Annotated in this window: 21 protein-coding genes and 1 tRNA gene; 15 read left to right on the forward strand and 7 right to left on the reverse strand. The window is 60.7% G+C overall.

Annotated features, from left to right (window positions below; translation table 11 throughout):
- Window positions 1-4 precede the first annotated feature (4 nt).
- Window positions 5-604 carry a diguanylate cyclase gene (locus tag R8L07_18555; GenBank protein MDW3207541.1) on the reverse strand — a complete coding sequence of 200 codons (600 nt, stop codon included), beginning with the start codon at window positions 602-604 and terminating at the stop codon, window positions 5-7.
- A gap of 233 nt (window positions 605-837) precedes the next feature.
- Window positions 838-1347 (reverse strand): hypothetical protein, encoded by a 510-nt coding sequence (locus tag R8L07_18560; GenBank protein MDW3207542.1) that lies wholly within the window; start codon window positions 1345-1347, stop codon window positions 838-840.
- A gap of 176 nt (window positions 1348-1523) precedes the next feature.
- Between R8L07_18560 and R8L07_18565 the strand changes: the two genes are divergently transcribed.
- From R8L07_18565 to R8L07_18590, 6 genes are read left to right on the forward strand one after another with little or no spacing between them, the layout of a single operon-like run.
- Window positions 1524-3164 (forward strand): acyl-CoA synthetase, encoded by a 1641-nt coding sequence (locus tag R8L07_18565; GenBank protein ID MDW3207543.1) that lies wholly within the window; start codon window positions 1524-1526, stop codon window positions 3162-3164.
- 3 nt (window positions 3165-3167) lie between these two features.
- Window positions 3168-3929, forward strand: a complete 762-nt coding sequence (locus R8L07_18570; protein ID MDW3207544.1) for an SDR family oxidoreductase — start codon at window positions 3168-3170, stop codon at window positions 3927-3929.
- A gap of 38 nt (window positions 3930-3967) precedes the next feature.
- Window positions 3968-4282, forward strand: coding sequence for an NIPSNAP family protein (locus tag R8L07_18575; GenBank protein ID MDW3207545.1), 315 nt, complete (start codon window positions 3968-3970; stop codon window positions 4280-4282).
- Between the two features lie 17 nt (window positions 4283-4299).
- Complete coding sequence (locus R8L07_18580) at window positions 4300-5499, forward strand: acyl-CoA dehydrogenase family protein (GenBank protein MDW3207546.1); 1200 nt, start codon at window positions 4300-4302, stop codon at window positions 5497-5499.
- A 6-nt stretch (window positions 5500-5505) separates the two neighbouring features.
- On the forward strand, window positions 5506-6546 hold the full coding sequence (locus R8L07_18585; GenBank protein ID MDW3207547.1) for a phosphotransferase family protein: 1041 nt from the start codon (window positions 5506-5508) through the stop codon (window positions 6544-6546).
- Window positions 6543-6908: a DUF6285 domain-containing protein gene (locus R8L07_18590; GenBank protein MDW3207548.1), complete on the forward strand. Its 366-nt coding sequence runs from the start codon at window positions 6543-6545 to the stop codon at window positions 6906-6908. The genes R8L07_18585 and R8L07_18590 overlap by 4 nt, the downstream gene beginning before the upstream one ends.
- 13 nt (window positions 6909-6921) lie before the next feature.
- On the opposite strand, the gene R8L07_18595 is transcribed toward R8L07_18590, so the two are convergent.
- On the reverse strand, window positions 6922-7428 hold the full coding sequence (locus R8L07_18595; GenBank protein ID MDW3207549.1) for a response regulator: 507 nt from the start codon (window positions 7426-7428) through the stop codon (window positions 6922-6924).
- A 333-nt stretch (window positions 7429-7761) separates the two neighbouring features.
- Between R8L07_18595 and infA the strand changes: the two genes are divergently transcribed.
- Entirely contained in the window at window positions 7762-7980 is a 219-nt protein-coding gene (infA, locus tag R8L07_18600; protein MDW3207550.1) for a translation initiation factor IF-1, read from the forward strand.
- A gap of 71 nt (window positions 7981-8051) precedes the next feature.
- On the opposite strand, the gene R8L07_18605 is transcribed toward infA, so the two are convergent.
- Window positions 8052-8717, reverse strand: a complete 666-nt coding sequence (locus tag R8L07_18605) for a FecR family protein (protein MDW3207551.1) — start codon at window positions 8715-8717, stop codon at window positions 8052-8054.
- 82 nt (window positions 8718-8799) lie between these two features.
- Window positions 8800-9312, reverse strand: a complete 513-nt coding sequence (locus tag R8L07_18610; GenBank protein ID MDW3207552.1) for a DUF2938 domain-containing protein — start codon at window positions 9310-9312, stop codon at window positions 8800-8802.
- Between the two features lie 87 nt (window positions 9313-9399).
- On the opposite strand from R8L07_18610, the gene R8L07_18615 reads away from it, so the two are divergent.
- The 3 genes from R8L07_18615 (at window position 9400) to R8L07_18625 (ending at window position 12115) form a co-directional block, all read left to right on the forward strand.
- Window positions 9400-9837, forward strand: a complete 438-nt coding sequence (locus R8L07_18615) for a helix-turn-helix domain-containing protein (GenBank protein MDW3207553.1) — start codon at window positions 9400-9402, stop codon at window positions 9835-9837.
- A gap of 1006 nt (window positions 9838-10843) precedes the next feature.
- A complete protein-coding gene (locus R8L07_18620) occupies window positions 10844-11593 on the forward strand; it encodes a hypothetical protein (GenBank protein MDW3207554.1) in 750 nt (249 codons plus the stop codon).
- 3 nt (window positions 11594-11596) lie between these two features.
- Window positions 11597-12115, forward strand: coding sequence for a hypothetical protein (locus R8L07_18625; protein MDW3207555.1), 519 nt, complete (start codon window positions 11597-11599; stop codon window positions 12113-12115).
- Between the two features lie 152 nt (window positions 12116-12267).
- Here R8L07_18625 and R8L07_18630 read toward each other — a convergent pair.
- Together R8L07_18630 and R8L07_18635 are read right to left on the reverse strand one after the other, a co-directional pair.
- Window positions 12268-12357, reverse strand: a tRNA-Ser gene (locus R8L07_18630).
- A 238-nt stretch (window positions 12358-12595) separates the two neighbouring features.
- Entirely contained in the window at window positions 12596-14179 is a 1584-nt protein-coding gene (locus R8L07_18635; protein MDW3207556.1) for an EAL domain-containing protein, read from the reverse strand.
- A 229-nt stretch (window positions 14180-14408) separates the two neighbouring features.
- Between R8L07_18635 and R8L07_18640 the strand changes: the two genes are divergently transcribed.
- The 5 genes from R8L07_18640 (at window position 14409) to R8L07_18660 (ending at window position 19594) form a co-directional block, all read left to right on the forward strand.
- Entirely contained in the window at window positions 14409-15605 is a 1197-nt protein-coding gene (locus tag R8L07_18640) for a lytic murein transglycosylase (protein ID MDW3207557.1), read from the forward strand.
- A gap of 6 nt (window positions 15606-15611) precedes the next feature.
- Window positions 15612-16604: a septal ring lytic transglycosylase RlpA family protein gene (locus R8L07_18645; GenBank protein ID MDW3207558.1), complete on the forward strand. Its 993-nt coding sequence runs from the start codon at window positions 15612-15614 to the stop codon at window positions 16602-16604.
- A 103-nt stretch (window positions 16605-16707) separates the two neighbouring features.
- Complete coding sequence (locus R8L07_18650) at window positions 16708-17862, forward strand: D-alanyl-D-alanine carboxypeptidase family protein (protein MDW3207559.1); 1155 nt, start codon at window positions 16708-16710, stop codon at window positions 17860-17862.
- Window positions 17862-18506, forward strand: coding sequence for a dTMP kinase (gene tmk / locus R8L07_18655; GenBank protein MDW3207560.1), 645 nt, complete (start codon window positions 17862-17864; stop codon window positions 18504-18506). Before R8L07_18650 ends, tmk begins: the two co-directional genes overlap by 1 nt.
- Window positions 18503-19594, forward strand: coding sequence for a DNA polymerase III subunit delta' (locus R8L07_18660; protein MDW3207561.1), 1092 nt, complete (start codon window positions 18503-18505; stop codon window positions 19592-19594). Before tmk ends, R8L07_18660 begins: the two co-directional genes overlap by 4 nt.
- The last annotated feature ends 20 nt before the right edge of the window (window positions 19595-19614 follow it).

The raw sequence follows: 19614 nt of genomic DNA on the forward strand, positions 1-19614 counted from the left end.
CTTGTCAGGTCGCAATCTGCCTTGCGCGTTCTAGCAGGCTCTCCGCCGTGTCGCCGGATTGCAATCCGGCAACCCCGCCTTCCGCCCAGGCATGGATGACCTGCATGACCTCTTCGCCGAGATGAAATTCGGAACTGTGGAGAATGCCGATGATTCGTTGCACGACGCGGTTTGCTTCGCTTTCCGGCGTGTCGGGCAGCAGGATCGCGAAAGTATCCGGGCCGATGCGGGCCACGGTGTCTTCGATGCGGGTCATACCGGTGATCCAATCCGCCAGTTGATGCGCCAGGATCTCCGCATTCTCTTCGCCATACTCCTCCCGAATGCGGGGCAGGGTCGGGACCTCGATGTAGCCGAGCGCGAGGTTAGCGCCCCGGTCCTGCGCGGCGCGGACACATCGCGGCAGATGCGCGTTCCAGAATTCAGCAGAATAGGCGACGCCGGTCTGATCCGCTGTCTTGTTCGACAGGGTCGCCTTGTACGGGTCGCGCATGGTCCAGCGCAGACGCTGCCGGTTGACCAGCATATGGATGTAGGTGCTCAACAGGGCCTGATCGGCCTTGCCTGAAAGCACGATGGCAGCACCCCCACGATACAGATCCATGTCGACATGGTTCGCCCGGCCGTTGGAGAGGACCAGGGTCGGCAGATTGAACAGTCGCGGATTGTTGCGGATGTGAGAGCACAGATACTGTACCCGGCCCAGATCATCGCCTTCGTCAATGGCGATGATGGCCGCGTCAAACCGGCCCTCGTCGAGACGGTCCGCCGCCCGGAAGGGGCTTACCTCCGGAATGCAGTGAAGTCCCGAAGCGTTCAGCGTTTTGCCGAGGGATGTCAGGTGGCCCCATTCTGTGCGACGGCAATGACCTGAGGCTCATTTGGATATCCGCGGTGGAACTGGCGCGGGTCCACGTCGATGCCGAATTCGGCGGCCGTCTGAACGCGCCGCTGCAATTCCGAGAACATCACGGAGGACCGGCTGAGGCGCGGCAGTCGCGCCAGAAGCTCATCCAGCGTGTCATCCGGCGGCAGCAGGTCGTCCGCGCCCGCGTCGCGATATTGCGCCAAAGCCGGACCGTCCAGCGGTGCATCGATCAACACGATCGGAATATTCTGCGTGGCGTCCGCGGATTTCAGGGCACTGACGATACTGGCGGTATCGACCGGCGCCGCGAACGTGCCGAGAAGGATCACATCGGGTTTTCGGGAATCCGCCAGCGAGAGAAGTGTATGGCCATCCGATGCCTGAATGCAGCGATAGCCCTTGGCCGTCAGGGCTTCAGATCTGGACAGGGCGGAATCGGGATCGGGGTCGCCAATCAGTAGATATGCCAAATGCCGCATCACGTCCCTCGTCCTGAAAGAACCGGTGAAGCCGTCGGGCTTCGGAAGTCATTGAACGGCGATGGTTCTTGACCTCCCCGTTTACCTCTACAACAAAGATAACAAAACCGTCCGGGGTGGCGAGAGAAAAAGCCGAGGGGGTTCCCCGCCGTCGCAAATGCATGGGAGGCCGATCAGTGACGCAAGTTGGTATTTACGACCGGGATCTGGACAAGGGCGTCGCCAATTACGTGCCGCTTTCGCCCGTCAGTTTTCTGAAACGAGCGGCCGGCGTGTTTCCGCATCGCACGGCGGTGATCCATGGCGAACTGCGGTTCACCTATGCTCAGTTCTACGAACGGGTCCGTCGCTTTGCTTCCGCCCTCAAGGCGCGGGGAATAGGCAAGGGCGACACGGTAACCATCCTGTCGCCGAACATTCCGGCTCTGCTGGAGGCGCATTATGCGGTGCCGATGCTGGGGGCCGTACTGAACGCGCTGAACACCAGGCTGGACGCGGCGACTGTCGCCTTCATCCTGGAACATGGGGAATCCAAGGCTGTTCTGTCCGAATGTTCGATGAACGCGGTTATGGCCGAGGCATTGGAGAAGACGGCAAACCGCCCGGATATCCTGATCGATATTGTCGATCCGGTCGAACCGGATGGTCCGCGAATCGGTACGACGGATTATGAGACGATGCTGTCCGAAGAAGGCGACCCGACCTTCGTTCACAGCCTGCCGCCTGACGAATGGGATGCGTTGGCGCTCAACTACACGTCCGGGACGACCGGCAACCCCAAAGGGGTGGTCTATCATCATCGCGGCGCGTATCTGAACGCCATGTCGAACGCCCTGACTTTTGGGGTCAACAATCGGTCCGTCTATCTGTGGACCCTGCCGATGTTTCACTGCAACGGCTGGACCTATACGTGGGCTGTCACGGCGGCCTGCGGTACGCATGTCTGCCTGCGGCGTGTCGATCCGGCGCTGATCTTTCCGATGATCCGAGACCACGGTGTCACGCATATGTGCGGTGCCCCGATAGTGCTGACCATGTTGATTCATGCGCCGGCAGAGCAGAAGGTCGAGTTTCCGCAGCGGGTTGAAGTTTGTACCGGGGGCGCCGCGCCGCCGTCGGCCGTGATCGCAAAGATGGAAGGCATGGGGTTCAACGTCACCCATATGTACGGCATGACGGAATGCTACGGCCCGTCGACGGTCTGTGAGTGGCAGCCGGAGTGGGACGACATGGAACTGTCCGAACGGGCGCCACTGATGGCCCGCCAGGGCGTTGCCATGGTCGCATTGGAAGACCAGCGTGTTGCCGATCCGGAGACCCTGCAGGACGTACCGCGCGATGGTGAGACGATTGGCATGCTGATGTTGCGTTCCAACACCGTCATGCGCGGTTATCTGAAGAATCCCGACGCAACCCGAGAGGCACTTGGAACCGGCTGGCTGAATACCGGTGATCTGGCCGTGATGCATGAAGACGGCTATGTCGAGATCAAGGATCGCGCCAAGGACATCATCATCTCCGGGGGTGAGAACATCTCGTCGCTCGAGGTCGAAGAGGTCCTGTTCAAGCATCCGGACATCATGGAAGCGGCCGTCGTCGCAGCCCCGGACGAAAAATGGGGGGAGACGCCCTGTGCCTTCGTCACCATGGCGCCCGGGCGCGAGAATGCCGTCGATGCGGCCGCAGTGATTGCCTACTGCAAGGAAAACATGGCCCGGTTCAAGGCGCCGACAAAGGTTGTCTTCGGTCCGCTGCCCAAGACTGCGACCGGAAAGATCCAGAAATTCGTGCTGCGCAGCCGGGCGAAGGAACTTTAAGCCATGGATTTAAGACTGGACGGGCGCAAAGCGCTCATTACCGGCGCTTCCAGCGGATTTGGGCGCCATTTCGCCGGTACGCTTGCCCGGGCGGGTGCGGATGTCGTCCTTGCGGCGCGACGGGTCGATCGCCTGCAGGATGAAGCGACGGCGATCACCCAGGAGACAGGGCGGCGAGCGGTTGCCGTGGCGATGGATGTTGCGGACGTGCCATCCATTGAAAGCGGTGTGACCGCGGCGGCAGAGGCGCTCGGCGGCCTGGATTTGCTGGTCAACAATGCCGGAACCGTGGTGCCGAAACCGTCCCTTCAGCAGAGCGAAGCGGACTGGGATGCGGTGGTCGATGTCAATCTCAAGGGCGCCTTCTTCGTTGCGAAGGCCTGTGCCGCGGCAATGGCTGAAGGGCAGGGGGGCGCGATCGTGAATATCTCCAGCCTACTGGCGGAACGGGTGTCCAAGACGGAGATATCCTATTGTGTCTCCAAGGCAGGGCTGTCGCACATGACCAGGGCGCTTGCCTATGAGTGGGCGAAGCACGGCATCCGCGTGAACGCCATCGCTCCGGGTTATGTCGAAACCGACCTCAATCGATCGTTCCTGCAAAGCGATCTGGGCGCCAGAATGATGAAACAGATTCCGATCCGCCGATTTGGCCGGCCGGAAGACCTGGATGGAGCGCTGCTGTATCTGCTCAGTGACCTCGCGTCCTGGACCACAGGGCATGTTCTGACCGTCGATGGCGGGCACGCGCTCGCCACACCGTAATCGAACCGACAGAATCCAGAAAATCAGGAGACCAGTTCATGATCATCGACCATCGCACCTATTCCGTTATCCCGGGGAAACTGCCCGAACTGTTGAAGATCTATGAAGAAAAGGGACTGCCTCTGCAGCGCAAATACCTGGGAGAGCCGGTCGGTTGGTATGTTTCCATGGATATCGGCGAACTGAATCAGGTCGTTCATATGTGGCAGTATGAGGATCTTGCCGATCGCGCGGCGCGACGGGCGAAACTGGCCGCCGACCCGGGCTGGCAGGACTATCTGAAGCTGGGTATGCCGCTGCTGCAGAAGATGGAAAACAAGATTCTGTCGCCCGCGCCCTTCTTTAAACCCTGATGTGAGCCGAGGCCGCCATGGACTTCACCCTTTCGCCGGATGTCGATGCCCTGCGCCTGAAGGTGCGTGCCTTTGTGGACGAACAGCTGATCCCGCTGGAATCCGATCCTGCGTGCTTTGATGCGCATGAAAACATCGCCGAGGAGCCCTTGGCCCGCATGCGCGAGAAGGCGAAGTCCAGCGGCCTGTGGGCGCCGCAGATGCCTCGGGACAGGGGTGGTCTAGGTCTCGATACGCAGGGGATGGCCGCGTTCTATGAAGAGGCCAACCGGTCGATCTTCGGGCCGGTCGTGTTCAACTGTGCCGCGCCGGACGACGGCAATATGTTCATCCTGAACCGGGTCGCCCGTGAGGATCAGAAGCAGACCTGGTTGCAGCCGATTATCGACGGGACCGTACGCTCATCCTTCGTGATGACGGAGCCGGCACCGGGCGGGGGATCGGATCCTTCGATGATCCGGACACGTGCCGAAAGGCGGGGCGACAAGTGGATCGTGAACGGGCACAAATGGTTCATCACCGGGGCGGGGGTCGCCAGCCACTTTATCCTGATCGCCAAGACGTCGGACGATCCGCGCAAGGGCCTCACCGCATTCCTGTTTCATAAGGATCAGCCCGGCTGGCGCATTGGGCGGCGTATTCCCATCATGGGGCCCGAGGAACATGGCGGCCATTGCGAGCTGCATTTCGAGGGGTTGGAGATTCCCGACGAGAACCGGCTGATGGAAGTCGGGGACGGCTTGAAACTGACACAGATTCGCCTCGGCACCGCGCGGCTGACCCACTGCATGCGCTGGCTCGGCCTGTCGCAGCGTGCCTTGTCCATTGCCCGCACCTATGTCGAGAACCGCGAAGGGTTCGGCGTCAAACTGGGCGACAGGGAGTCCGTTCAGTTGCTGCTGGGGGATGCGGCGATGCAGGTGGATATCGGCCGGCTGCTAACGATGCGGGCTGCCTGGGCGCTCGACCAGGGCGACAAAGCCCGCAAACAGGTCTCCATGGCGAAAATTCAGGTCGCCGATGCGCTGCATCAGGCCGTGGACACGGCTATTCAACTGAACGGCGCGCGGGGCTATTCCAAGGACACCGTCCTTGAATGGATCTACCGCTACGCGCGGCAGGCGCGCCTGGTCGATGGCGCGTCCGAAGTCCACAAGATGGTTCTCAATCGGTTTCTGTCGCAGGAAGGCGACGATTTCTGGCGATGGGGCGTTTGATCCGGAATGTTGGATTTGTCGGGGGATAGCGCGGCGCGCGACCGTCTGGCTCGGCGCTTGGCAGAGGAACTGGAGGCGCATTCGGTCGAAATTGGCCGAATGGAGCGCCTGTCCGGTGGCGCAATCCAGGAGAACTGGGCTGTCGACCTGACCGTCGAAGGCGGACCGAAGGCCGGATCGCTTTCCGCTGTTCTGCGGACGGACAGCCCGACCGGTGTGGCCGTCAGCCTGTCACGGGCCCAGGAATTCGAACTTCTTTCCGCGGCTTGGCACGCCGGTGTCACAGTGCCGGAGCCGTTGGCCTGCGTGACGGACAAGTCGGTCATCGGAAAGGAATTTTGCCTGATGCGGCGGGTTGCCGGCACGGCGCTTGGGCAAAAGATCACCCGGGACATGGCACTTGGCGGCGATAGAGAGACCCTGACCGAAAGGATGGGGGCCGAAATGGCCCGCATTCACAGCATCACCCCTGAGACCCATCGCTTCGACTTTCTGCCTGATCCGCCGGCGAATGCGGCGCAGGCGGAACTCTCGACAATGTGCCGTTTCCTGGACGAGATGGACCGACCACGCCCGGTTCTCGACTGGACGATTCGTTGGTTGGAGCGGCATCAACCGGCGCCCGCAGATATCGTACTGGCGCATCATGATTTCCGCACCGGTAACTACATGGTCGATGAAGGCGGGCTGACTGCCATTCTCGATTGGGAGTTCGCCGGCTGGTCGGACCGGCATGAGGATATCGGCTGGTTCCACGCCATGTGCTGGCGGTTTTCAGGCCGGGACAAGCCGGCCGGTGGGATCGGCAGCCGGGCCGCCTTCCTGCGCGGCTACGAGGCGGTATCGGGTGTCCGGGTTGATCCAGAACGGGTCTATTATTGGGAAGTCTATGCCCATCTGCGCTGGGCGGTGATCGCCATGCAGCAGGGGGACCGTTATCTGGTCGGCGGCGAACGCACGCTGGACCTGGGGCTGACCGGCCGGCGACCGGCGGAGATGGAACTGGAACTTCTGCGCATGACAGCACCGAAGGAAGCAACCGCATGACCCCTGACAGACCGGATAGCGCGGATCTGCTGCGCACCGCGGCGGACGTGCTGAAATCTGAAATCATGCCGGTTCTCCCTGAGGAGAAAACCCTCGACATGCTCATGATTCTGGCAATCCTGGGGGCTGCGGAGCGCGACCTCGCGGATGCCGGAGGCTTGGCGGCCCGTCAGGAGCAGCGGCTGGACAAGATCATGCCCGGCGGCGATGTCCGACAACTCAGTGCCGCAATTCGGGCAGGAGATTTCGACGAGGGCGATGCCGCATCGCGTCTGCATGCGCTGCTGATGGAGGATGTGCGCGACCGCCTGTCGCTGGTGAACCCGAAATATCTGGCTGCGGCGGACGAAACGCCTTCCTGACCGGTGGGCGTATCTAGATTTCGATACTGTCTTCCGGGTCGCCGCGTCGTTCCGGTCCGCTGTAGTTAGGGTCGTCGATGCGGCGGCGGTCGGGGCCGAAATAGTCGCTCGACCGGACGAAGGGGCGGGGCCTTTCGATGACGGACACGATGCGCTGATACATGGACCGCACCGTCATCGGCTTGGCCAGAAATTCCGTCACGCCGGCATCCCTTGCCTTCAGCACAATCGACATCTCGGTATGGCCGGTCATGATGATAACCGGAAGGTATCGGTTCGGACTGTCAGGATGCATCCGGATAAATCGGGTCAGTTCGATCCCGTTCATCGGCTCCATGTCCCAATCAACCATCAGGACATCGACCGTCGATGTCTGCAATTCGTCCAGCACGATGTTGGAATCGGTGACGGTTCGGACCTTCGTGATTCCGAAGCCGTTCAGAAGGGATCGGGTCAGCGACAGAATGAAACTGTCGTCATCCGCGACCAGGATCGAAAGTTGACTGAGGTCGTACGCCATCCCCAAGGGCACCCCAACACGCGACCAGCGCCGCGATACGAAACGAATTCCCGATAAAGCAAAGAACACCTGTCCCGGAAAAACACCGGTGCCCTCCCGACAGGTTGTTGCATTGCCCACGCTTGTTACCCACTTGATAGCAGGCACACGGTAACCGTGGAACGATATTTTTGAGCCCTATTGCCATTTCCGGCACGAATTGTGTCGGTCAGCGGCGGGGCTTGTCTTTCCGGGCCGAATGGCTCATATCCTACGCGCCCGTTTATGGGGCGGCGGAAGGCGACAGGCTTTCCGCCGTTTGATCGTTTAGAAGAAGGTTCGGATAACGCGTCTATGTCGAAAGAAGAACTGATTGAATTTCAGGGCACCGTGGTCGAAAAGCTGCCCAACGCCACCTTCCGCGTGGAGCTGGAGAATGGCCACGAGATCATTGCCCATACCGCCGGTAAGATGCGCAAGTTCCGCATCCGCGTCATGGTTGGCGACAAGGTCGACGTGGAAATGACGCCTTACGACCTGACCAAGGGTCGCATCACCTTCCGCCACAAATAACAGCCGATGGCCGTCGCGGGTCCAGGGACCCGCCTTATTCGCAATGGGCGGCCGGTACGGCGGAGAGTTTCCTAACGGAACTCAATCGAGGCATAGGCCTCATCGATCGCTTCCTGTTCCCAGATGTTAGCAGGCGTCGGCGCGGCTCCGCCGACCATGGGCAGGAAGGTGCCTTCGTTTTCCTCGTCCAGCGTGACCGATCCCTGCAGTGTCGAAACCTCGATGGCGCCGGAAATGCTCATGAAGCCATAGTGCAGTTCACCGGGCGGCATTCCGGATGCCAGCGGTCCACCGAAGAAATCCGTGCCGCGAATGCCGATTGTCGCAACGGGCGTCGCGATGCGCACCGCGTTTTGGTCCTCTCGTCCGACCGCCCCTGTAATGAACCGAAAGGTCCCGGCAAACACTTCAAAGGCTTGGGAAACCGCACCGGCTTCCGATGCGGCGACGTTGTAGACGAGTTCGTCCATCACCAGCCGGGCCTCTGCACCAAGCGTCATCTGGGACCCGTCGATGAACACGATTTGCAAGCGGGAGTCCGCGCCGGTTTCGACAACGCCTCCGGCCCGGATCAGCGATCCGGCTTCAAGCGGTTGCGCCGCGTTTTCCAGCGTCTGGGTCGCGCCGCCTTGAAGCCGGGTCACTTTGCCGATCTCGTCTTGCGCCGCTGCAGTGCCCGCCGCAAACAGCAGCCACAGCCCGACGATGGTTGAGATCCAGCCTGAGAGTTTCCGCATGGTGCATGTCCTTCCCGTGTCCTGAGATGAACTTGGCGTCCATCGCAGGGGCAGACAAGGGGCTATGCGGATGGAAGATGCTTCAGGGAAGGATTGAATTCGGAATCATGGCCCAGGCCAGCCCGGAGAGGTAGAGGCCCAGTCCGAAAGAGGCATGCGCGATCAGGCTCCGAACGCGGCTTTCGGCGGGGCGGGGAGTCTTTGAGGCGGCAATTCCGAGGCCGAAGGCAGGTTGCATCACCAGAAACGGAAGCAGCACTGTTCCCACACCAATGGCGACGGCCGGCAGCAGGGTAGGGGCGGACAGCCATCCGGCACCGGCGGTCCCGACCAGGAGCGCTGCAAACAGCACGCCGGTCAGGTAGTGACTGATCCAGCCGACAAGGCGCTCGCCTCTTGCCGGACAGGTCTTGGCGATACTCGGATGCGTGAAACGGCCCTCCGCCATATGGCAAACCCAGCGCCCGACCAGGGCAAAATTCAAGGATGGGATGCCGAAGGCGACGCGCTGAGCCACCGCCCAGAGATCCATGAATGCCGTAGCCCCCAGCCCGACAAGTGCCGTTCCGGTCGCAATTTCCAACGCACCAGTCATACCCTGATCCCTCTCTCCTTGTGAATGCGTGACGCGATCATGGGCGGATGCTACAAGTTAAAGTGAACTTTAGGTCAAGAGGGATAGATCATGCCCGTCGATATCGCTGTCCTGGCACGCGCTTCGGGATTGCCGGCGTCGACATTGCGGTTTTATGAAGAAAAGGGGCTGATCGAATCCATCGGCCGCCGGGGCCTGCGAAGGGTGTTCGACGACGACACGCTGGAGCGCCTGTCTCTGATTGCCCTTGGTCGGATTGCCGGTTTCAGCCTGGATGAAATACGCGCCATGTTCGGGCCGGATGGGGCGCCTCGGATCGACCGCACCAGACTGTCCGACAGGGCCGACGAATTGGACAGGCACATTGAGGATCTGACGTCATTGCGCGACGGCCTGAGACACGCGGCGGCGTGCCCGGCACCGAACCACATGGCCTGTCCGACATTCCGGCGGATGGTAAGGCGGGCCGGGGCCGCGCAGGCGCGCGGGCTGGACATGCCACGTGCAGGTCGCCCGACCTTCTGACAGGCGAACCAGTTCAAGGATTTGTGGCGGGCTAACACGGCCGCGGCAGCGTACCGGAACGATGGTCGCCATTTGGGCCGGGACGACATTTCACCTCATATCGACCCGCCCGAACCCCCTGTCCTTTCGACTGCGACAGCGATCGGGCACAATGTGCTACATCGGCATGAATTGGGCGAAGCAATGAATGCGGCGCATCGCGCCCGTGCCGAGGTTGCCAAGGCGCCACAGGACACCTTCTGCGGCGGCTACGCCGGATACTTCCGGGCTCCTGACGGCGATTGTGTGGAACCCCCAATTGCTGCCAGTGGAGCCTGATCCGAGATTGTTCGGCATCAATGGTGAACCGTGGGGCCATTCGGTGGTCAAATGGCGGACAGGGTGGGATTCGAACCCACGTTACGGTTTCCCGTACGCCGGTTTTCAAGTTTACAATCAATGAACTTTATACATCTTGGTTCTTTTCGATGTAACTGAAGTATTTTCAAAAATCAGTTTCTTGTCTTGACCGATAAGCCGTAGGAAAATATGCGTAGCTCTAGCACTGCTACTTACGAATTGCTTACGGAGACTGCCATGAGCGGCAAACCGAATCGAGCAAAACTCGCCAAAGGCTAGATGGATCGGATCAAAGCTAGGGCCAAGGTCGATTTCTATTGGGATGGCTGAGTGAAGCGGTTTGGCTTGAGAAGCACTCCTACCGGCAGCCTAGCCGCATACAATCGTGACAAGATGTCGAGCATTGATCGAGCAAGTTTCCGACCGCCGCATCGGCGCACCTGGAGCTACTCTTCTCGATACAGCTGCCTCAGCTACTTTTGATTCATTGCAATTCCCACACGTGCCAACTGCGGATGCAGACGCCGATGACAAAAACGCCGTTCTCCCCGTGGCACGGCGCGGGGGCTGAGTCTTCTCCCTACCTTGCGCAACTGACGCTTGTAGATCGACAAGATTTACCTCAAAATTTCATGCACCGTAAACTTATGCAGCGGAGGGGATAGACGTGGCCACTGAATTCAATTTGCCAGGCTCGTCTTTTGAAGAGATTCAAAAGATACTTAAGGGATACAACAATGCTCCGGAGCAAGCGTCTCTCGACCAGCTATCGAAACTGACAGGGCTTCACGGAACGGTAATCAGTAGGAACAACAAATTCCTCTCGGACATCGGACTCATCGCGGGTGGGATGAAAAAAACTGCGACCGAGTTGGGCAAGAAGCTCGGACGTGCCCTCGAACATAAGCAGATTGCCGATGCCGAAGGCTATTGGAAGGAGGCCGTTCAGACCAACGAAAAGGTTGCCGGACTTGTTACGACAGTGCGCATCAAAGACGGCATGACGGAAGGCGATTTCTCCGCACACGTGCTGTACGTCTCCGGCCAAAAGAACAACTCAGGAAACAAGACCGGTGCTCGCTGTGTTGTTGATGTCTTGCTCGCCGCCAAACTACTTCAGGAGGAAAATGGTAAGCTGGTTGTGTCTTCGGCACCGGCGAAGGAGATATCCGAGGGGCTCAACCCCACTATTCCAGCAGCAACGCAACCGGGCGCATCGGATAACGGATATAGCAACGGAGTTGGGGCCCAATCGCCGCTTCCTCTACCATCCCTGCCGTCGGTTCCGCAGACGGGAGCCTTGACGCCGCAAATCGCAATCAACATTCAACTACACCTCCCGGAAACAGACAATGCAGAGGTGTACGAGAAGCTGTTCAAAGCTCTACGCGAACACCTCCTTAGGCCGCAGGCGTGAGCGATGAGTTTGGAAGACTGGACTACGCGGGCAAGTAAGGCGCGCCGCGCGGCGCATCAAGCCTTGTCGAAGCACGAAAGCGCCGCCTCGCGTGTCGTACTGTTGGAGGATTTGACCAAAAGCTTGTCGGGCACACCCGTTGACGTGCAGGATTACTTCAGTGAAGCAATCGCGTGTCTCGAAGGTGAGTTATATCGATCGGGTATCGTACTTGCTTGGGCGGGACACTTCCACGTGTTCTCGGAGCGGTGCTATCAGAAGCATGAATCTGGCATTCGAGCCGCCCGCCCAAAGTGGACTTTCAAAGACCTGCCAGAGCTGAAAGAATCCGTTGCAGAATCCCACTTTCTTATCGTCGCCAAGGATGTGAAGTTTACGACCAAGGCCCAGCTTCGAATACTCGATGGGCAGCTATCTCTGCGAAATCAATGCGCTCATCCGACGCTCTACCGCCCGAGCATGAATGCCGCCATCGGGTACGTTGACGACATGATCCGGCAGACACTCTCATATATCCCGTGATCGTCCTTAGCAAAATTTAAGTCGCCCGAGGGTGGCATTCTTCATGCGTCACACGCCTTTGACACAAGGCATCCCAGCACTTCCGGAAAGGCAGACGTATTGGCCGGTATGCCCTCACAATCCCGCAGGAAGGCAAGTAAGGCTGGCAATACTGGCGGAAGCGGTGGGATTCGAACCCACGAACGGGTTTCCCCGTTGCTGGTTTTCAAGACCAGTGCCTTCAACCACTCGGCCACGCTTCCGTCTTTTGCCGCTTACGACTTGCTTGTCAGTGAGAAAATACCTGAAAGCTGAGTCTGTATGGCGTACCTAGAACCCTCTGTAAAAAATAGCAATATTCTTGCTTCAAAATTGACTGCAGACTTTAGCGCTTAAGCTTTCAAGACCAGTGCCTTCAACCACTCGGCCACCTGTCCGCATGCCGTATCGGGCGCGGGTGATTACCATCATTGCGCAGCGGCAAGCAAGTCCAAGCGGCTCCTATTTGCCCTGGACCGGCAGTTTAAGCTGCTCAAGGGATTCCACCGGCTCACCGAAGTAGGGGCCGTTGCAAAGGGCACCCTCGATCTTGGACAGCAGCCGTGCCCCGGCCGCCTCAAGAACGCCTTCGAACACGATGCGAATTCCGTATTCCCGGCAGCGTGCCACCATATTCGCCATCATGGGCAGGCCACGCTTCAACTGGTCCAGATTGACCACGAAACTGGGGTCCAGAAGGATGTAATCGGCGGGAATGGCTTCCAGCTTCTCCGCCGTCACGGCACCGACATCTCGGCCGTACAGTGCGATGGCAAAGCCTGCGCGGCGCAGAATGTCGAGTGCCTGCACCTTCTCCCATGGAATCCGGTCCAGACCGTTGAGGCGCAGGATGACCATGCGCTGTGGCGCCTTGTGGCGGAAATCCAGCAGCATCCGGATCACTTCCGGCTCCAGCAGGGACCGGATCGCCACGTTGACCGATACGCCGACATCGTCCAGCGCCTCATGGGTCAGGATATAGCGGCACTGGGCGGTATCGACCTTGGTGCGCAGGTCGTCGTCGCCATCCGTCAGCTTCAGAATCTCTGCTGCGCCCAGCCCGTCATCGTCCAGATTGGCCCGGAACTCCGATGTCAGGTGATGCGTGGTCCACTTTGCAATGTCGCAGACCGGTGAGAAGGCGCAGGTCAGCACGTCATCTTCGAGGCAGCGCATCAGCAGGGCCGTGCGCGTCTCCTTGCGGTCGAGATAGGAGGCCTGGCTGTCCGCCAGCGTATCGAAGATGACCGCATCGATGCCGGTATCCGCAAACTCGTCGACCGCGTGTTCCAGCGCAGTGCGAACGTCGCCGATATCCATCGTCTCGGCGTCAAGAGCGACCGTCGAGGCATCGACTTTCAGGGCCTGTCCGCCCGGATCCACATCCTTGGCGTAGCTTTCAAGCTCGGTGCGCAGTCCTGACATGTCGGCGTTGCGATCGTGGACAAGCCCGTATTTGCCGCGATCAACCCGCCCCAGGGAGTCGCCGCCGACGCTTTCCGCCTTCAGGCGGCTTTCGACACGGTCCGTGAACCGGCGAACGTCCTCCGGACTCAGCCCCGGGATCGACCCCAGGCGTCCGACATCGCCGATATCCAGGAAGGTCATGTCGATATCGCGATCGTTCTCGGCGGCATCCTGGATTGCGCGTTCCACCGCGCCGACGAAGCCCTCACGGGAGTTCTTCGATTGCGGCCCGTACTCCATGTCCGGGTCCTGGACGAAGTTCAGGCGATACAACTCGTTGAAGGTCTGCGGCTTGCCGGTGACCTCGAACCCGCTGACAGACCCCGTCCGTCCGTCGCGCATGAAGAACAGGCTTTTCGGCAGAAACTCGCGCAGGGCCGCCTGGACCAGGATTTCACTGATGGCGAACTGGGATTCCTCGGCGGCGAATTCTGCAACGGAGCGGCCCTCCAGGTCGGACAGATTGGTACCGAGCCAACGGTCCGCATTGCCCCGTGCCATGGCGATGCGACCGCTCTCGTCGATGTAAAGCTGAAACGTCCGACGTTCCGCTTCGCTATCGCCATCCTGTCCGCTCATCCGCGGGTCCATGCCTAGGAAGTTATCACCCTGCCGTCCTATAGCTGAGTTACACCAGACCGTAGCGTCAGGCAAATGCCCCGGCCGCGATTCGCGTGCCTTTGTTGCCGCCGTCTGGGAATTGCGGCCAAAAAAGGATGTTTTTCAGAAGGATGTAGACATCCCTTGTGGTGAGGTTCCGGATTGGCGTAAGCCTGTCTGTCGGCAACTCAATCGAAAAAATCCGGTGATGCGAAATCTTCTCCTGGCTGTAACCGCAATGGCGAGTGTTTGGGCAAGCCCGACCGTCGCTTCCGCCCAATCCAACGACTTCGCAACCTGGCTCGACGGGGTCCGTAGCGAGGCGCTCGCCAAGGGGCTCAAAGGGTCAACTCTGGATTTGGCGCTGAATGATCTGCAGCCGATCGAGCGTGTTCTGGAACTGGACCGTCGCCAGCCGGAATTCACCCGGACGTTCTGGGGCTATCTGGATTCCTTCGTGACCGAAGACCGGATTACCCGCGGGCGCGCGCTGCTGCAGCAGCATGCAGGATTGCTGCGCGACGTGGCAGACAAATACGGGGTTCAGCCACGCTTTCTTGTCGCCTTCTGGGGGATGGAGACCAATTTCGGGGATTATACGGGCGGCTTCCCGGTGATCGGCGCGGTTGCCACGCTCGCCCATGATGCGCGGCGTTCGGAGTTTTTCCGTGCCGAGTTGTTCCATGCCCTGACGATTCTCGATCAGGGCCATATTGCCGCTTCGAACATGAAGGGCAGCTGGGCGGGGGCCATGGGGCAGCCGCAGTTCATGCCGTCGACCTTCACCGGCTACGCCACGGACGGCGACGGGGACGGCCGCAAGGACATCTGGAACAGCTTGCCGGATGTGTTTGCTTCGGCGGCGAACTATCTGTCCCAGATCGGCTGGGACGACACCGAAACCTGGGGCCGGGAAGTCCGACTTCCCGACGGCTTCGATCTGGAGGCCGCGGACTTGTCGGTCCGAAAGCATATTTCCGAGTGGCAGTCGCTCGGTGTGCGGCGGGCCAACGGGGCGGATTTACCGGTAGCCGATATCGAAGGCGCCATCGTTCTGCCGGCCGGCGTCAACGGACCCGCCTTTCTGGTCTATGGCAATTTCGAAGCCATCATGACCTGGAACCGCTCCGTCTACTACGCCCTGGCCGTCGGTCATCTGTCGGACCGGTTGATTGGGCTGGGGAACCTGGTGGCGAAGCGGCCGGCGAACGAAAAACCTTTGCACCGGGACGACATCATCGACCTGCAGGAGCGCCTTACGGCGGCGGGATTCGATACCGGGGAGCCGGACGGCATGGTCGGACCGATGACACGCGGCGCGGTGAAGGCCTATCAGAAGTCCCGTGGTCTTCCGCCGGACGGGTATCCGACCCATGAGTTGCTGAATACCCTGAGGGGAGGGTGAGTCTGAATGCCCAATGCCATCGCACGGTTCGCGCTGCTACTGGTCCTGCTGCTCCCTGGCGCGTGTGCGGAACTGTCCTTCCTGTCCCAGGCGTCCAAATCCGTCGGTAATGCCGTGGTGCCGCCATCCGCCGACCCGCAGATGCCGGAGCTCGGTGCGGCGTACAAGGTCGGAAAGCCGTATCAGATCAAGAATATATGGTATTATCCTAAAGAAGATTTCAGCTATGTCGAAGAAGGCATTGCTTCCTGGTATGGTCCCGGATTTCACGGCAAGCACACTGCCAACGGCGCCATTTTCGACGAAAATCGGGTGTCCGCCGCCCACCGCACCCTGCCGCTGCCTTCCATGGTGCGCGTCACCAATCTGGAAAACGGGCGGTCGCTGAAGATCATCGTCAATGACCGGGGGCCCTTCGCCCACAGCCGGATCATCGATGTGTCGCGCCGTGCGGCCCAGCTTCTGGGGTTCGAAGTGAAGGGAACCGCCCTGGTCCGGGTTGAGGTGCTGGAGGCGGAGAGCCGCAAGCTGGCCGCCGCCGTTTCCGGTGGCCCGGCCTTCGTTCAGGCGTCCAGGCCTGAACCGCCGCCGCCGCAATCGGCGCCCACCGGCGCGGTGGCTGGAGAAGACTTGTCCGCGCCGCCAGGGACGGCTTCATCGACGGTGCAGCAGGCGGAACTGCCGCGCGAAGAAGTGCCGATCGAGCGCCCGGAGGCCGACGCGCGCATCGAATCCGATCTGGAGGTGGTGCCGGTGACACCCGACCCCTCGGTCTACATCCAGGCCGGTGCCTTCGGACAGTTTCACAATGCCGACCGCGCGCGGGTCTCGCTCAGCTATCTCGGGCCGATCATCGTGGAAGAGATTACGCGATCGTCCACCCCGCTATACCGTGTCCGACTAGGCCCGCTGAAGGATGACGAAAGACTGGAATCGCTGCTGGTCGCGGTGATCGAGGCGGGCTATACGGACGCGCAGATCGTGGTCAACAAGAATTAGCCCCAATCGGACCGCGATCCTGCCTGGATTTCACACGATACGATGGGGCAAACTGGCGACCGTCGCCACCCGAACGATCAGACTCGCCGAATTTGGAGGAAGGATGCTCGCAACCCTCGCCAGAAAGTCGCTTCTTGCCATCGCCTTCATCGGATTGGCGACCGTCCCAGCAGCGGCGCAGGATGTCAGCGGCCTGGAGACCAAGGCCCTTCAGGCTGTCCTGGTGGACTACGATACCGGGACGGTTCTGCTGTCCAAGAATGCCGATGAGCGGATGTACCCGGCGTCTATGACCAAACTCATGACCGCCTATCTGGTCTTCGAGCGCCTGAAAAACGGCACCCTCTCTCTGGATGATACCTTCCCGGTCAGCGAAAAGGCCTGGCGGAAGGGTGGATCCAAGATGTTCGTCGAAGTCGGCGCCCGTGTCCGGGTCGAGGACCTGCTGCGGGGGATCATCATTCAATCCGGCAACGACGCCACGATTGTCGTCGCGGAGGGCCTGTCCGGCAGCGAGGAAGCCTTTGCCCGGGAAATGACCGCAAAGGCCCGGGAAATCGGCATGACCGGCACCCAGTTCCGGAATGCCAGCGGATGGCCGGATGACGAGCACTACACGACGGCGCACGATCTGGCCGTGCTGGCCGAGCGCATCATTCGGGAATTCCCGGAATACTACCATTTCTACGCCGAGACGGAGTTCACCTATTCCGAGATTACGCAGCGCAACCGGAATCCGCTGCTGTACCGGAACATTGGCGCCGATGGCCTGAAGACGGGCCATACCGAGGCATCCGGCTACGGGCTCACCGCGTCGGCCGTTCGGAACGACCAGCGCCTGATCCTGGTGGTCAACGGTCTGACCTCGTCGAAAGAGCGGGCGCTTGAGGCCGAGCGGGTCCTTGACTGGGGCTTCCGGGAGTTTGGAACATACCGTCTGTTCGAAGCGGGGGAGACAGTGTCCGAAGCACCGGTCTGGCTGGGCAAGGAAGGGCGCGTTCCGCTGATTGTCCAGGAGCCAGTCGACATTGTGCTGCGCCGATCCGTCCGCGACGATCTGAAGGTGGTGCTGCATACCGAGGAGCCGATTGCCGCGCCGATCACACCCGGCACGCCCTACGGCGAAGTGGTCGTCAGCGCCCCCGGCCTCGATACGGTCCGAATTCCCGTCGTTGCCGGTGAACCGGTGGAACGGCTCGGCTCCTTCGGTCGCTTGCGCGCCGCCCTGGAATACCTGGTCTTTGGCGAGTCCGGCTGATGGCGGAAGTTGGCCGGTTCATCACCTTTGAAGGCGGTGAAGGCAGCGGAAAATCCACACAATGCGCGCGGCTGGCCGAATTCCTGACGCAAGCCGGAATCGAGACGGTCGTCACCCGAGAGCCCGGCGGCACCGAAGGGGCGCAGGCAATTCGGGACCTCGTTGTTTCAGGCGCCGGGGATCGTTGGGGACCCGTCAGCGAAGCGCTGCTGATGTATGCCGCGCGACGCGACCATGTCGATCGCGTCATCAAGCCAGCCCTGTCGAACGGCAAATGGGTGATCTGCGACCGGTTCAGCGATTCGACACTCGCCTATCAGGGGTATGGCCGCGAGCTGGGGGCGGACTGGATTGCGCAACTGGACAGGCTGAGCCTCGATGGGTTCAAGCCGGACCTCACATTGCTGCTCGACATGCCGGTTTCGACAGGCCTCGCGCGGGCGGCGGAGCGGGGAGGGCCGGATCGCTTCGAAAAGCTGGGCAGTACCTTCCATGAATCGCTGCGCCAGGCTTTCCTTTCCATTGCGTCCCGGGAACCTGACCGGATTGTCACGGTCTCCGCGGAAGGGTCCATGAATGCCGTGTCAGAGCGAATTCAGGCGGTTGTTCTGGATCGATTCGCGCTCCCTGGGGCGCCGGCATGAGCGGTGAAGACGATTCGGGGCCGCCGCGCGCCCGTCACAATCCGGACCTCTTCGGACATGCCGACGCCGAGGAAACCGTCACGAAGGCCTGGGCGTCGGGTCGCTTCCCGCATGCCTGGTTGATCTGCGGTCCGCAAGGGATCGGAAAGGCCACGCTGGCCTATCGAATGGCCCGTTGGGTGCTGGCGGGCGGCGATGGCGGGCAGGGCGCCGGATTGTTTGGCGAGCCGGCCGGCGATGGGCTCTACCTGTCCCCGGAAAGCGGCACCTTTCGACGGATCGTGTCCGGCGGACATCCGGATTTCAGGGCCCTGGAGCGACCGGAAGGCAAGACATCCATCCCGGTCGAGGACGTGCGCGGCATTCTGGGATTCGTCCATCAGACACCGGCGGAAAGCGACTGGAAGGCCATTGTCATCGATAGTGCCGACGAACTGAATACGTCCGGGGCCAATGCTATTCTGAAGGCCCTGGAAGAACCGCCGCCCCACACCCTGTTCCTGCTTGTCAGCCATGCGCCGGGCCGATTGCTGCCGACGATCCGGTCTCGGTGCCGGAAGCTGACTCTGTCGCCGCTGTCGCCGGACGATATGCGGGCCTTGATCCGGCAGCATGCGCCGGACATTTCGGATTCCGACGCGGGTATCCTGATCCAGTTGGGGGAGGGCAGTATCGGCCGTGCCCTCGATTACGCCGCCGCCGGTGGGATCGACTTGTATCGCGCGGTGCTGGTGCTGCTTTCCAATCCGGCCAGACCCGATCCGAAGCAGCTATACGGACTTGCAGACACACTGTCACCCAAGCATGCGGAAGCGGCTTATCTGGCGTTTCGGAACCTGTTCGATTGGTGGATCAAGCGTGCCATTCGGTCCCAGGCGACGGGCATTCGACCGGCAATCGTCGTTCCCGAGGAAGAGCGGGCGCTCGAGGGCTGGAACGCGTTGGGCGGCCTTGAAACGTCGATGCAGCTATGGGAGAAACTGACCGGCCTTCTTGCCCAGTCGGACAACCCGGCCAATCTAGATAAGCGTCAGTTGATCGTGGCGGCCTTTGGCGAGCTGCAAAAGGTTGCGACGGCACGGCGCTGAGTTTCCTCGGTGATTTCGAA

Source organism: Alphaproteobacteria bacterium (assembly GCA_033344895.1).
In the GTDB taxonomy this organism is placed as follows: Bacteria; Pseudomonadota; Alphaproteobacteria; order UBA8366; family Aestuariispiraceae; genus Pacificispira.